Origin of the sequence: Cupriavidus sp. D384 (genome assembly GCF_001652915.1) — a bacterium.
Lineage (GTDB): Bacteria > Pseudomonadota > Gammaproteobacteria > Burkholderiales > Burkholderiaceae > Cupriavidus.
The window spans coordinates 316,653-331,019 of sequence record NZ_BBQI01000009.1; the positions used below are offsets into that span (position 1 = coordinate 316,653).

At 66.5% G+C, this 14,367-nt stretch carries 12 protein-coding genes; 1 reads left to right on the forward strand and 11 read right to left on the reverse strand.

Annotated elements, in window-relative coordinates:
* From murG to coq7, 11 genes are all read right to left on the reverse strand, one after another.
* On the reverse strand, nt 1-1,071 hold the full coding sequence (gene murG / locus A9J21_RS04835) for an undecaprenyldiphospho-muramoylpentapeptide beta-N-acetylglucosaminyltransferase (RefSeq protein ID WP_066732427.1): 1,071 nt from the start codon (nt 1,069-1,071) through the stop codon (nt 1-3).
* Between the two features lie 28 nt (nt 1,072-1,099).
* The gene (gene ftsW / locus A9J21_RS04840; RefSeq protein ID WP_066732428.1) at nt 1,100-2,341 is read right to left on the reverse strand and encodes a putative lipid II flippase FtsW; all 1,242 of its coding nucleotides are present in this window, start codon (nt 2,339-2,341) and stop codon (nt 1,100-1,102) included.
* Nucleotides 2,338-3,849: a UDP-N-acetylmuramoyl-L-alanine--D-glutamate ligase gene (gene murD, locus A9J21_RS04845; RefSeq protein WP_066732430.1), complete on the reverse strand. Its 1,512-nt coding sequence runs from the start codon at nt 3,847-3,849 to the stop codon at nt 2,338-2,340. The genes ftsW and murD overlap by 4 nt, the downstream gene beginning before the upstream one ends.
* A gap of 48 nt (nt 3,850-3,897) precedes the next feature.
* Entirely contained in the window at nt 3,898-5,067 is a 1,170-nt protein-coding gene (gene mraY / locus A9J21_RS04850; RefSeq protein WP_066732432.1) for a phospho-N-acetylmuramoyl-pentapeptide-transferase, read from the reverse strand.
* Nucleotides 5,068-5,079: 12 nt separating this feature from the next.
* The gene (gene murF / locus A9J21_RS04855) at nt 5,080-6,480 is read right to left on the reverse strand and encodes a UDP-N-acetylmuramoyl-tripeptide--D-alanyl-D-alanine ligase (RefSeq protein WP_066732437.1); all 1,401 of its coding nucleotides are present in this window, start codon (nt 6,478-6,480) and stop codon (nt 5,080-5,082) included.
* Nucleotides 6,477-8,024: a UDP-N-acetylmuramoyl-L-alanyl-D-glutamate--2,6-diaminopimelate ligase gene (locus A9J21_RS04860; RefSeq protein WP_066732439.1), complete on the reverse strand. Its 1,548-nt coding sequence runs from the start codon at nt 8,022-8,024 to the stop codon at nt 6,477-6,479. The genes murF and A9J21_RS04860 overlap by 4 nt, the downstream gene beginning before the upstream one ends.
* Nucleotides 8,021-9,838 carry a penicillin-binding protein 2 gene (locus A9J21_RS04865; protein WP_066732440.1) on the reverse strand — a complete coding sequence of 606 codons (1,818 nt, stop codon included), beginning with the start codon at nt 9,836-9,838 and terminating at the stop codon, nt 8,021-8,023. The genes A9J21_RS04860 and A9J21_RS04865 overlap by 4 nt, the downstream gene beginning before the upstream one ends.
* Nucleotides 9,835-10,152 carry a cell division protein FtsL gene (ftsL, locus tag A9J21_RS04870; protein WP_066732441.1) on the reverse strand — a complete coding sequence of 106 codons (318 nt, stop codon included), beginning with the start codon at nt 10,150-10,152 and terminating at the stop codon, nt 9,835-9,837. The genes A9J21_RS04865 and ftsL overlap by 4 nt, the downstream gene beginning before the upstream one ends.
* Nucleotides 10,149-11,126: a 16S rRNA (cytosine(1402)-N(4))-methyltransferase RsmH gene (rsmH, locus tag A9J21_RS04875; RefSeq protein WP_066732443.1), complete on the reverse strand. Its 978-nt coding sequence runs from the start codon at nt 11,124-11,126 to the stop codon at nt 10,149-10,151. Before rsmH ends, ftsL begins: the two co-directional genes overlap by 4 nt.
* 7 nt (nt 11,127-11,133) lie before the next feature.
* Complete coding sequence (mraZ, locus tag A9J21_RS04880; protein WP_066732445.1) at nt 11,134-11,562, reverse strand: division/cell wall cluster transcriptional repressor MraZ; 429 nt, start codon at nt 11,560-11,562, stop codon at nt 11,134-11,136.
* A gap of 532 nt (nt 11,563-12,094) precedes the next feature.
* Nucleotides 12,095-12,718, reverse strand: a complete 624-nt coding sequence (coq7, locus tag A9J21_RS04885; protein ID WP_066732447.1) for a 2-polyprenyl-3-methyl-6-methoxy-1,4-benzoquinone monooxygenase — start codon at nt 12,716-12,718, stop codon at nt 12,095-12,097.
* 340 nt (nt 12,719-13,058) lie between these two features.
* Here coq7 and A9J21_RS04890 point away from each other — a divergent pair, with 340 nt between their 5' ends.
* Nucleotides 13,059-14,243 carry a porin gene (locus A9J21_RS04890; RefSeq protein WP_066732449.1) on the forward strand — a complete coding sequence of 395 codons (1,185 nt, stop codon included), beginning with the start codon at nt 13,059-13,061 and terminating at the stop codon, nt 14,241-14,243.
* Nucleotides 14,244-14,367 lie beyond the last annotated feature (124 nt).

Below are 14,367 nucleotides of genomic sequence, written 5' to 3' on the forward strand. Positions count from 1 at the left end.
TCATTTTTCGCCTGCCATCTGACGGCAGATCTCGGCGACTCGCCGGGTTGCCTCAGGCTTGGCCAGGCTGCGCGCAGCGCGCGCCATGTCCTTCAACTGGCCGCGGTCCAGCCCGGCGATCGTTTGTGCCAGGCCCTCCGCGGTCAATGCGTTCTGTTGCACCAGCAACGCCGCGCCCTGCTTCGACAGGAACCTGGCGTTGGTGGTCTGGTGGTCGTCCACCGCGTGCGGGAACGGCACGAACAGCGCGGCCACGCCGGCGGCCGCCACTTCCGAGACCGTCATCGCGCCAGCGCGGCAGATGACCAGGTCGGCGTCGGCATAGGCCGCCGCCATGTCGTCGATAAATGGCACGGTCTCGCCCGCCACGCCCGCCGCCACGTAGTTCGCGCGCAGCTGGTCGATCTGTTTGGCCCCGGCCTGGTGCCTCACCGTCGGCCGGGTGGCCTCTGGCAGCAAGGCCAGCGCCTTCGGCACGACGTCGTTCAGCGCCGCCGCGCCCAGGCTGCCGCCCACCACCAGGATGCGCAGCGGGCCGGTGCGATGGTCGTAGCGCGACTCCGGTTCCGGGATCGCCGCCAGTTCCGCGCGCACCGGGTTGCCGGTCCATTCGCTGTCCGGCAACGCGTCCGGGAACGCGCACAGCACGCGATCCGCCACCTTGGCCAGCACCTTGTTCGCCAGTCCGGCGATGGAGTTCTGCTCGTGCAGCACCAGCGGCCGACCCAGCAGCGACGCCATCATCCCGGCCGGGAACGTGATGTAGCCGCCCATGCCCAGCACCACGTCGGGCTTCACGCGGCGCAGCGCGCCGATGCTTTGCCAGAACGCGCGCAGCAGGTTCAGCGGCAGCAGCAGCTTGGTCAGCAGCCCCTTGCCGCGCAGCCCGCCAAACTGGATGTACTCCATCGGGATGTCGTGCCGGGGCACCAGCGTGGCTTCCATGCCCGAGCGATTGCCCAGCCAGACCACACGCCAGCCCTCGTCGCGCAAGGCGCGCGCGACCGCCAGCCCCGGGAACACGTGGCCCCCGGTGCCGCCAGCCATGACGAGAAGGGTGCGGTCGGTCATGCGATACCCCTGGCGATGCGATACGCGGTCATACCTTTCCTCCGCGCATCAGAACGCGATTCTCATAATCAATCCGCAGGACAATCGCCAGCGCCACGCAGTTCATCAAGATGCCCGAACCGCCGTAGCTCACCAGCGGCAGCGTCAGCCCCTTGGTGGGCAGCAGGCCCAGGTTCACACCCATGTTGATGAAGGTCTGCCAGCCGACCCAGACGCCGATGCCCTTCGCCACCAGCCCGGCAAACGTGCGGTCGAGCTGCAGCGCCGTGCGGCCAATGTTGAAGCACCGGCGCACCAGCCAGTAGAACAGCACGATCATCACCAGCACGCCGATAAAGCCGAATTCCTCGCCGATCACCGCCAGGATGAAGTCGGTATGCGCTTCGGGCAGGTAGTGCAGCTTCTCGATGCTGCCGCCCAGCCCCACGCCGGTCCATTCGCCACGGCCAAAGGCGATCAGCGAGTGCGTGAGCTGATACGCCTTGCCCAGCGCGTTGCTCTCCTCCCACGGGTTCAGGTAGGCAAAGATCCGCTCGCGCCGCCACGGCGATGCCGTGATCAGCAGCGCGAACGCACCAACGGCCACGCCCACCAGCCCGGCAAACAGCTTGCCGTTGATGCCGCCCAGGAACAGGATGCCCATGGCGACGGCCGCGATCACCAGGAACGCGCCCATGTCGGGCTCCAGCAGCAGCAGCATGCCCACCACCACCACGGCCACGCCCATCGGCAGGAAGCCCTTGCTGACCGTCTGCATCCATTCCTGCTTGCGCACCGTGTAGTTGGCCGCGTACAGCACCACGGCCAGCTTCATCAGTTCCGACGGCTGGAAGTTCATGACGCCCAGTGGAATCCAGCGCCGCGCACCGTTCACGCCCTTGCCCACAAACGGCACCAGCACCAGCACCAGCAGCACCAGCGCGATGATGAACAGCTTGGGCGCGTACTTGTCCCACACCTTGACCGGCACCTGGAACGCCGCCAGCCCCACCGACAGGCCGATGAACAGCGCGAACGCATGGCGCACCAGGAAATGCACCTCGCGGTAGTTGGCGTAGCGCGGTGAGTCGGGCAGCGCGATCGATGCCGAATAGACCATCACCAGGCCGAACGTCAGCAGCACGATAGCCACCCAGAGCAGGGGCTGGTCGTACTCCATCATGCGCGAACGGGTCGGCTTGACGCCCGACACCGCGTCACGCAGGCCACCCCAGGCACTGCCGATGGTGGCGCCAATGAATCCGCTGCGCTTGACCTGCGAGTCGCTCATGGCATGATCCCCCGGGACAGGGCCAGTTCTTCCACCGCGCCGCGGAACACCTGCGCGCGATGCACGTAATTGCGGAACATGTCGAGGCTGGCACAGGCTGGCGACAGCAATACGACATCGCCCGACTCGGCCAGCCCCGCCGATTTCTCGACGGCCTCTTCCAGCGAGGCGGCGTCAACGATCTGCGTACCTGTGGCAGCCAGCGCGTCGCGGATGGCGCCGGCGTCCTTGCCGATCAGCACCACGGCGCGTGCATATTGCGTCACCGGCGCGGCCAGGGGCGAGAAGTCCTGGCCCTTGCCTTCGCCACCGGCGATCAGCACCACGCGCTTGTCCAGCCCGTTCAGCGCGGCCACGGTGGCGCCCACATTGGTGCCCTTGCTGTCGTCGAAGTACTCGACCTCATCAATGGTGGCAACCCACTCCACGCGGTGCGGCTCGCCGCGATACTCGCGCAGGCCATGCAGCAGTGCGTTCAGCGGCAGGTCGATGGCGCGGCACAGCGCCAGCGCCGCCATGGCGTTGGTGGCGTTGTGCAGGCCGCGGATATGCAGGGCGTCGGCCGGCATCAGGCGCTTGTGGCGCACCGGCACGGCTTCCTCGGCCACCCCGTCCTTCTTGCGGCGGCGCGGCTTTTGCTCCGCATCGGCTTCCTGATCGGGCTCGGCCACGATCAGCCACGGCATGCCGCCGTCGCGCAGCACACCGTAGCTGCCCGCGGTTTCCGGCAGGTCGGTGCCGAAGGTCACCGGCTTGGCACCCGGGCGGGCCATGTCCAGCGTCAGCTTGTCCTGGCGGTTCAGCACCTGCACGCAGCCCTTGCCGGCCGGGCCGAAGATGCGGGCCTTGGCGGCGGCGTAGGCTTCCATGCTGCCGTGCCAGTCCAGGTGGTCCTGCGTGACATTGAGTACCGTCGCCGCGTGCGGCGCCAGCGAGAACGTGTATTCCAGCTGGAAGCTCGACAGCTCCAGCACCCAGACATCGGGCAGCGTGGCGCTGGCGATGCAGGCCGACAGCTTGTCCAGCGCCGACGGGCTGATGTTGCCGGCCACACCCACCGTCTTGCCCGCGCGTTCGATCAGGCGGCCGGTCAGTGCCGTGGTCGTGGTCTTGCCGTTGGTGCCGGTGATGGCCAGCACGCGCGGCGCATAGTCCGACGTGGCTTCCAGGTAACCCAGCGCCTGGGCGAACAGCTCGATCTCGCCCCAGACCGGGATGCCGCGCGCCTGGGCGGCATCGAGCAGCGCCTTCGTTCCGGCTTCCAGCGGTGACAGGCCCGGGCTGATCGCCACCAGGCCGATATCGTCGAGCAGGCTTTCGGCGAACGGGCCGCCCACGAACTGCGCCGCGGTCAGCTCGGCCTGCAGGAAGGCAAGGTTGGCGGGTGCCTCGCGTGTGTCGGCCACGCGCACGCGGCAGCCGTTCAGGCCGCACCAGCGTGACATGGCCAGCCCCGATTCACCGAGGCCAAGTACCAGCACATGAGGTTTCTGCAACACGCCGAACACTTCGATTTCCTGTCTTTATATAGAGAGCTTCAGTTTTTCGGGGACGTCTCAGCGCAGCTTCAGCGTCGACAGACCGATCAGCACCAGCAGCATCGTGATGATCCAGAACCGCACGGTGACCTGCGTCTCTTTCCAGCCACTCAGTTCGAAGTGGTGGTGCAGCGGCGCCATGCGGAACAGGCGCCGGCCTTCGCCATAGCGCTTCTTGGTGAACTTGAACCACGTGACCTGCAGCATCACCGACAGCGTTTCCACCACGAAGATGCCGCCCATCACGAACAGCACGATTTCCTGGCGCACGATCACGGCGATGGTGCCCAGCGCGCCGCCCAGAGCCAGCGCGCCGACATCGCCCATGAACACGCGCGCCGGGTGCGCGTTGAACCAGAGGAAGGCCAGGCCCGCACCGGCCATCGCCGAGCAGAAGATCAGCAGTTCGCCGGCCCCCGGGATATGCGGGAACAGCAGGTACTTGCTGTAGACCGCGTTGCCCATCACATAGGCGAACACGCCCAGGCCGCCGCCCACCAGCACCACGGGCATGATCACCAGGCCGTCCAGGCCATCGGTCAGGTTCACCGCATTGCTGGAGCCCACGATCACCAGGTACGTCAGCACGATGAAGCCGGTGACGCCCAGCGGGTAGCTGATTTCCTTGAAGAACGGGACGATCAGGTTGGTCTTGTACGGCACGTCGGCGAACATGCCGCCTTCGATCCAGCTCAGGAACAGGCTCCAGACCCGCACGTTGCTGGCCTCGGTCACCGAGAACGCCAGATACACGGCGGCTACCAGGCCGATCAGCGTCTGCCAGAAGAATTTCTCGCGGCTCGACATGCCGCGCGGGTCGCGATACACCACCTTGCGGTAGTCGTCGACCCAGCCCACCGCGCCGTAGCCCAGCGTAACCAGCAGCACCACCCAGATAAAGCGGTTGCCCCAGTCGCACCACAGCAGCGTCGACACGCAGATCGAGATCAGCACCAGCACGCCGCCCATGGTGGGCGTGCCGGATTTCACCAGGTGCGTCTGCGGGCCGATGGTACGCACGGCCTGGCCGATCTTCAGTTCGGTCAGGCGACGGATGACCCACGGCCCGAAACCGAGGCCGATCACCAGCGCGGTGAGGTTGGCCATCACCGCGCGGAAGGTCAGGTAGTTAACGACCCGCAGGAAGCTGTAATCGTTTTGCAGCCACTGGGCCAGTGCCAATAACATCGTCTTTCTTTCTTAGTGAGCGGAAGGTGATGCGACAAGCGCATCGACCATCCGTTCCATGCGCATGAAGCGCGATCCCTTCACGAGCACGGCGGCTGCACCAGCCACCACGCCCTCCCTGTCTTCCTTCAGTGCCTGCACCAGGTCTTCCGCACCGGCAAAATGGCGCGCGCCCGGGCCGTATGCCTGCACGGCATGCGGGGCCAGCTCGCCCAGCGTCCACATCGTCTCGATGCCGCGCTCACGTGCGTAGGCGCCGATCTCGGTGTGGAACGCCGGACCCTGGTCGCCCACTTCGCCCATGTCGCCCAGCACCAGCAAGCGCGGGGCCGCAAACCCGGCCAGCACGTCGATGGCGGCGCGCATGGAATCGGGATTCGCGTTGTACGTATCGTCGATGACCACCGTGCCGGCCGGCGTGTGCTTGACCTGCAGGCGGCCCTTCACGGCCGAGAAGCCCGCGATGCCGCGCTGGATCGCGTCCACCGCCACGCCGGCCGCCAGCGCGCATGCCGTTGCCGCCAGCGCGTTGCGCACGTTGTGCGCGCCCAGCAGCTGCAGCCGCAGGTCGAAGGTCTGTCCTGGCGCCGTCACGTGCAGCACCTGCACGCCGTCTTCGAGCGTCACCGTCGCGCGCACATCGGCCGATGCATCGGTGCCGAACGCCAGCACGCGGCGCTTGCCAGCAGCCTGGCGCCAGTTCGCGGCATGTTCGCCGCCGCTTTCGGCATCCACCGGGAACACGGCCACGCCATCGGCCGGCAGCGCGGCGATGGCGCTGGCGTGCTCGTGCGCCACCGCTTCCACGCTGACCATGAACTCCTGGTGCTCGCGCTGGGCGTTGGTGATCACGGCCACGGTCGGCTGGGCGATGCCGGCCAGGTAGACCGTCTCGCCCGGGTGGTTCATGCCCAGTTCCAGCACCGCCAGCTTGTGGTGCGCGCGCAGGCGCAGCACCGTCAGCGGCAGGCCGATATCGTTGTTCAGGTTGCCGCCCGTCGCCAGCCGGTCGTCCTCGCCCACGGCCGCGACAAAGATTGCCGCAATCATTTCCTTGACCGTGGTCTTGCCGTTGCTGCCGGTCACGGCCACCGTCGGCGGCGTGAACTGGCGGCGCCAGCCGGCACCGAGTTCGCCCAGGCCGATGCGCGTGTCCGGCACGATCAGCGCCGGCACGTCGAGGTCGATCTCGCGGCTCACCAGCACGGCGGCGGCGCCGCGCGCCACCACATCGGGCAGGAAGTCATGGGCGTCGAAGCGGTCGCCCTTGAGCGCCACGAACAGATCGCCCGGCTGTACGGTACGGCTGTCGGTATGCACGCGCGCAAACGTGCGCGTGGCATCGCCGGAAATACGTGCGCCGGCCATCCAGCCGGCGGCTTGCTGCAAATTCGTCATCTGGTGTCCGTTCATGCCGACACCCCCCGCGTGCCCAGGGTCAGGCGTACATGTTCGCGGTCCGAGAACGGCCGCTTGCGGCCCTGGATCTCCTGCGTGGCTTCATGACCCTTGCCGGCCACGAGCACCACGTCGGCCGGGGCGGCGTGCTTGATTGCGTAAAGAATGGCCGCGGCGCGGTCTTCGATCAGCCGCACGCGGCTGCGGTCCTGCATGCCGTCGGCGATCTGCTCGAGGATGTCGAGCGGATCTTCGCTGCGCGGGTTGTCGCTGGTCAGCACCACATCGTCGGCCAGGCGCTCGGCCACGCCGCCCATCAGCGGGCGCTTGGTGGCGTCGCGGTCGCCGCCGCAGCCGAACACGCACCAGAGCCGGCCCTGGCGGGCATCGGCCACCGGGCGCAGCGCGGTCAGCGTCTGCACCAGCGCGTCGGGTGTGTGGGCGTAGTCGACCACGGCCAGCGGCGCGTCGTGGCCGCCGAACAGTTCCACGCGGCCATCGACCGGCGTCAGGCTGCGTAGTGCGGCAATGGCGGCATCCCAGGCCACGCCCTGCGCCAGTGCGGCGCCCAGCACGGCCAGCAGGTTGCTGACGTTGAAGGCGCCGATCATCGGCGTGGTCACATCGGCACTGCCGAAGCTGCCATCGACATGGAACGCCGTGCCCGAGGCCGTGGCCCGCACATCGGTCGCGCGCAGCCACTGGCCGCGTGCCGCCGTGGCGCCGGCCTTGCCATCGATGCCATATTCGATCACCTGTGGCGCGCTGACGGCGGCAGCATTGCCCGCCAGCAGGCGGCCGCCCATGGCGTCGTCGCGGTTGATCACTGCGGTGCGCAGGCCGTCCCATTGGAACAGCATGGCCTTGGCCGCCTCGTACTCGGCCATCGTGCCGTGGTAGTCGAGGTGGTCCTGCGTCAGGTTGGTCAGCACCGCCACGCCAAACCCGGTGCCGGCCACGCGGCCCTGCTCCAGGCCGTGCGACGACACTTCCATGGCGATGGCGCGCGCACCGGCATCGCTCAGCTCCGCCAGGCTGGCCTGGAGCTGCACGGCGTCGGGCGTGGTGAAACCGGTGATCCGGAGTGCATCGGGGAAGCCCGTGCCCAGCGTGCCGATCGTCGCGCACGGGGTACCGGCCGCCTGCAGCAGGCGCGCCAGCCACTGCGCGCACGATGTCTTGCCGTTGGTGCCGGTAATGCCGGTCACCGCCAGGTTGCGCGCGCCGATGCCATACCAGCCGGCCGCGATCGGGCCGGCCAGCCAGTGCAGTTGCGACATGGGCAGGTGCGGGACGGTGTCGCCGTGCGGCCAGTCGAAGCCATCGGCCTCGTAGATCACGGCCGACGCACCGGCGGCGATGGCCTTGTCGATATGCGGACGGCCATCGGTCGCCAGGCGCTCGTTGCCCAGCACATAGGCAAAGAACACATCGCCCGGCTGCAGGCGGCGGGTGTCGCCGGTCAGCCTTGCACCGGCTGGCGCGTGCGAATGCAGCCAGGCCAGCGCGTTGCTGGCCTGAGTGGACACCTCGATCGGGAGCAGCGGCTTGGCCGTCATGGCGTGGCGCTCCAGGGTGGTTCGCTTTCCTGGACCTTGTCGGTGACCATCAGCTGCCGGATCGGCGAATCGGGCTGCACATTCAGCGAGCGCAGCGCGCCGCCGGTGATTGCCGAGAAGACCGGGCCCGCCACGGCACCGCCGTAGTGGCTGCCGGCGGTCGGTTCGTCGACGCTGACCGCCACGATCACGCGCGGGTTGGACATCGGCGCCAGGCCGATGAACGACGCGCGGTACTTGCTGCGGTCATAGCCGCGGCCCACGTGCTTGTACGCGGTACCGGTCTTGCCGCCCACGCGATAGCCCATCACCTGGGCTTCCGGCGCGGTACCGCCCGGGGCGGTCACGGTTTCCAGCATGCCCCGCACTTCACGCGCGATCTGCGGCGTCAGGATGCGTTCGCCGGTCACGGGGCCATTGGTCTTGAACATCGACACCGGGATCAGCTCGCCGTCGTGAGCAAAGATCGTATAGGCATGCGCCACCTGGAACAGCGACACCGACAGGCCGTAGCCGTAGGACATGGTGGCCTGCTCGATCGGGCGCCAGCTCTTCCACGGCCGCACGCGGCCGGCCACCGCGCCCGGGAAGCCGAGCTTCGGCGCCTGGCCCAGGCCGACGCTGGTGAACATGTCCCACATCTCCTGCGGCTTCATCATCATCGCGATCTTGGTCGTGCCGATGTTGCTCGACTTCTGGATCACGCCGCCCACCGTGAGCGTGCCGTAGTTGTGGGTATCGGAGATCGTGGCGCCTTCGAAATTGAACTTGCCGGTCGTGACCACCGTCGTGGCCGGCGTCACGCGGCCCAGCTGCAGCGCCAGGCCGATGGTGATCGGCTTCATCATCGAGCCCGGCTCGAAGGTGTCGGTCAGCACGCGGTTACGCAGCTGCTCGCCCGACAGGCGGCTGCGGTCGTTGGGGTTGTACGTGGGCCAGTTGGCCAGCGCCAGCACCTCGCCGGTCTGGGCGTCGAGCACCACGGCGCTGGCGGCCTTGGCCTTGTTGCGCTCCACCACCGCCTTCACCTCGTTGTAGGCCAGGTACTGGATCTTGGCGTCGATCGACAGCTGCATGTCCTGGCCGTCGCGCGGCGTCTTCAGGATGCCGACATCCTCCACCACGCGGCCCAGGCGGTCCTTGATCACCTGGCGTGCGCCGGGGCTGCCGGCCAGCACGCCTTCGCGGGCCAGTTCCACGCCTTCCTGGCCCTTGTCCTCGACGTTGGTGAAGCCGACGATGTGCGCCATCGCCTCGCCTTCCGGGTAGAAGCGCTTGTACTCGCGGGTCTGGTGCACGCCTTCGATCTTCAGCGCGGCGATCTTGTCGGCGGCATCGGGCAGCACCTGGCGCTTCAGGTAGACAAAGCTCTTGTCTTCGTTGAATTTGGCGCGCAGGTCCTTCTCGGACATGTCCAGCAGCTTGGCCAGCTGGCGCATGCGCTGCGGATCGAGATCGGGCACGTCCTCGGGCACCGCCCAGATCGCCTTGACCGGCAGGCTGGTGGCCAGCACCAGGCCATTCCGGTCCAGGATCTTGCCGCGCGTGGCGGGCAGCTCCAGCGTACGCTGGAAGCGCTTCTTGCCCTCCATCTCGTAGAACTGGTTGCCCGGGCCCTGGATCCACATCGCGCGCGCGGCCAGCGCCAGGAACGCGGCGAACATCAGGAACACCACGAACTTCGAGCGCCACATCGGCAGGCGCAAGCCCAGCACCGGGCTGGCCGAGAACTGTCCGGTGCGCGGACGCGCGGCTTCGCCACGCGACTTGTTGCCGGCGCGGGCGCGGTTCAGGCTCGGGCGGGCCAGGCTCATTTGGCGGCTCCCCCAGCGGGTTGCTGGGCGTCGGGCGGGGTATCAGGCAGCACCACGCCCTGCAGGTATTGGGTACGTCCGGCCATGGCCGGCGCCATCTTGAGCTGCGCACGCGCCGAATCGGCAATGCGTGCGCTCTTGCTGAGCGAACTCTGCTGGTACTGCAGGCGCGACCAGTCGATGTCGAGCTGCTTTTCCTCTGACTGTGCGCGCTCCAGCGCCACAAACAGCGTGCGGGCCTGATGCTGCGCGCTCACGAGCGACAGCGCGCACAGCATCAGCGCGGCCAGCAGGAAGAAGGTCAGACGGTTCATGCCGACTGGCCTCCGAGTTTCTCCGCCACGCGCATCACGGCCGAGCGAGCCCGCGGGTTATCGGACACTTCCTGGGCGCCGGGCTTGAAGCGGCCCAGCAGCTTCATCGTCGGCTGCGGCAGGTCGGCCGCACGCAGCGGTGCACGGCGCAGCGCCGGGTCGGCATCGCGATCCGGATGGGCGTGCGCCTGCATGAACCGCTTGACGATGCGGTCCTCGAGCGAGTGAAAGCTGATCACCACGAGGCGGCCTCCGACCTGCAGCAGCTCGTACGCCGCCTTCAGGCCTCTTTCGAGGTCCGCAAGCTCTTGATTGACGTGAATCCGTAGAGCTTGAAAGGTGCGGGTCGCAGGGTCCTGACCCTTCTCACGTGTCTTGACGGTTTTCGCCACGAGCGCGGCAAGCTCTGAAGTAGTGGCGACTGGTCCGCCATCGCCGGGTTCGCTCCGGCGAGCAACAATCGCCTTTGCAATCTGTACAGCAAACCGTTCTTCCCCATAGTCTCGTATCACCCTGGCAATGTCCTGCTCGTCCGCCTGTGCAAGCCACTCGGCGGCAGTGACGCCGCGCGTGGTGTCCATGCGCATGTCCAGCGGGCCCTCGAAACGAAAGGAAAATCCCCTCGCCGCCTCGTCGATCTGGGGCGAGCTGATGCCCAGGTCGAGCAGCACGCCAGCCACGGGCGGGCGGCCGGCCAGCCGTTCGCCCATCTCCGCAAAGCTCGCATGCTCAATGGAGAAGCGGGCATCCTTGATGGTGCCCGCTTCTGCGATTGCTGCCGGATCCTTGTCGAACGCGACCAGGCTGCCGGCCGGCCCCAGCCGCGCCAGCACGGCACGGCTGTGACCGCCTCTTCCGAAGGTGCCGTCCACGTAGGCGCCGTCGGGCCGCCAGACGAGCGCGTCGACGGCCTCGTCCAGCAACACGGTGCGATGGCGCAGGGCGGTGGTCCCCGGCGTTTCGGTAGGGGTCATGACCTCTTCAGAAAGAGAAATTCTTCAATGCGTCCGGCATGCCTTGCGCCATCGCCGCCTGTTCCTTGGCGGCATACGTTGCGGCATCCCAGACTTCGAAATGGCTGCCCATGCCGAGCAGCATCACTTCCTTGTCGAGCATGGCTGCACTGCGCAGTTCCGGTGCAATCAGCACACGGCCCGCGCCGTCCATATCCACGTCGGCGGCGTTACCGAGAAAGATCCGCTTCCACCAGTGGGCATCCATTGGCAGCGCCGCGATGCGGCCGCGGAAAATCTCCCATTCGGGTCTTGGAAAGAGCAACAGGCAGCCATCCGGGTGCTTGGTCAGCGTTACCCGGCCCTCGGCCTGCGTTTGCAGCGCTTCGCGGTGCCTGGCCGGAATGGACATCCGGCCCTTGGCATCGAGCGATAGTGCCGATGCTCCCTGAAACAAGCTCTTTCCCCCGGTAACCGCCGGCTTTTTCAGCCATTGGCAGGTCGATTCGTCCTTGTCCGCAACCGTCCGGTCAGATGCGAATCATCGCAGAGACAGGGCGGTATTTCACACAAAAATACACTTCCTCACACTATTTCCCACTTTAGAGGAAGCATTTTGGCGGGTCAAGGCTCGTCATGGGGCAAAAAACAGGGTTTTTTTAATCAGAACAAAGACTTAGCGCGTCAACTTCACGCACCGCAACAGTGAATCCTTAATGAAATGAAGCACTTGGGGAAGAAAGCAGAGAAACCACCTGAGAACTATCTGAGGGAGGACTGCCGATGGCGGGAATCGCATTCAGTTCCACGCCGTCGGGAAGGATACAACGTTTTGCCGCCAGCCCCGCCCAAACAAGGGCTGGCGGCAGTTTTCCACAGCTGTGAGAGGCAGCGATCAACCGTTGTCCGAAAATGAAAATGGCAACGATGCGTGCACGCCCGTCGCCATTTGCAATGCGCCCTCGTCGCCGGCGCCAGATCGTCTGGCGCTAGATACGATAGGCAGTGGTGGTCATGATCTTCGAAGCGGCGCGCATCAGTGCGCGCACCGGGCCGGGCAGCGGCACGCCGCCGGCATCGCGCGCGGCATCGCCGTGGCGGATCTCGTCGTCGCGCATCTGTTCAAGGATGGCGCGCGAGCGGCCATCGGCGGGCGGCAGGCGGTCCAGGTGCCCGGTCAGGTGATGCTCGACCTGGCGTTCGGTCTCGGCCACGAAGCCCAGGCTGATACGGTCGCCTGCCCGGCCGGCCACCACGCCAATGGCAAAGGCGCCGGCGTACCAGAGCGGGTTGAGCAGGCTCGGCCGCGAGCCCAGTTCGCGCAGGCGCTCGGCGCACCAGGCCAGGTGGTCTTCCTCTTCGCGGGCCGCGGCATCCATCTGCGCGCGCACCGGCGCGCTGCGCGCCGTCAGCTTCTGCGCCTGGTACAGGGCCTGCGCGCAGACCTCGCCCACATGGTTGATGCGCATGAGTCCGGCCACGTGGCGGCGTTCCTCTGCGCTCATCTGCTCCGTATCGGGCGTCAGCCGGTCAGCGGGATTGTCGCGGCCCGCGCGGGTCGCGCCGGCAATCGCGCGCAGCGCGACATCGAATTCTTGGATCAACGTATCCATAGGTGTCAATGGAAGGTCTGCGGGCGCCATACGCGCGTGCCCCACTGACAAGTAGAGCATTACCTCGATGGCGCACCGGGATTTCCCGCATTGTACCCGTGCGATTTTGTGCAGGTTTGCGCATTCACCTGCAATGAAGCGATTTCGCTAAGCCCGGGTCCCCAATAACCCTGAGTTGTGAAAACCAGACAAGACGTTTACCACAGGGTCAAAAAAATAGTGACTTTGCTAGAGTGGTCGGCAGCTTCCAAGGAAGTCAAGCACGGAAGGATGAAGAGGGCTGACAGGAGGTCCTTCCGCATAGCTTCAACTAATAATTCTTAAGTGGAGATCACCCAGCATGAAAAAATCGCTACTCGCGCTTGCCGCGATGAGCGCTTTTGCCACGGCTGCAAATGCGCAAACCAGCGTGACCCTGTACGGCGTCGTCGACCTGCCAATCGAATATAACAACAACCTGGCACCCGGCTTCAACACCAATCCCGCAACGTGGGGCCCGAATGGCCGTCCGCCCTCGCTGCCCGGCGGCGGCAGCCGTGTGGGCCTGCAGACCGGTGGCGGCCTGTCCGGCTCGCGCTGGGGTCTGCGCGGCACTGAAGACCTGGGCGGCGGCCTGAAGGCACTGTTCGTACTGGAAAGCGGCTTCGGCCTCGACAACGGCGCATCGCAGCAAGGCGGTCGCCTGTTCGGTCGTCAGGCGTTCCTGGGGCTGCAGAGCGACAGCTACGGCCGTCTGACCATGGGCCGTCAGTACACGACCATGTTCGACATGTTCGCGAACTTCTCGCCGACCGGCTACGCAACGATCTACGAACCGGTGGTGGCCCAGCTGGGCACCAACTTCCGTTCGGACAACACCGTCAAGTACACGGCCGTGTTCGGCCCGGTAACCGCCGAGGCGCACTGGAGCTTCGGCACGGGCGTGGCCGCGATCGGTCCGGTGCCGCTGGCTGCCTCGGGCGCTGGCGAATCGCCGGGCAACTTCAACAACAATGCGGGCGGTGGTGCCGGCGTGCTGTACATGAGCGGCCCGCTGGGCCTGACGCTGGCGTACGACGAATGGCGCCCGACGATCACGATCGGCCAGCCTGGCCGTTCGCGCAAGGTGGGTGCCGCCGGTAGCTACACGGTCGGCCCTGCCAAGCTGATGGCCGGCTACCGCTACGGTCGCACGACCGACAACACCGGCGCCGAGCTGCTGCGCGACAACTACTACTGGTTCGGCGTGAACTACCAGGTGACCGCGCCGCTGGGCCTGACGCTGGCGTACTTCTACGACGACGTGAAGACGATGCGCGCGTCGTCGGCCTTCCTGGCCGACAACCCCAAGAACCCGTGGCAGATCAGCTTCGTGGCCGACTACAACTTCTCGAAGCGCACCGACGTCTACCTGACGGCCGGCTACGTGAAGAATTCGGGCCTGAACTTCGATACCTCGGCAGTGAGCTTTGCCAACGGCTACCCGCTGGAACAAGGCAAGACCAGCCAGGTTGGCGTGGCAGTGGGTATCCGCCACAAGTTCTGATCGAAGCTTCACGCAGTTCGACATTGTTCCTTTTCTTCAAGGCGCCTCCGGGCGCCTTTTTTCATGGCCCGCCGCGAATGTCTCAACGGGTTTCACCTCATCCGCGAAGTGGCGCGCGCCCGAC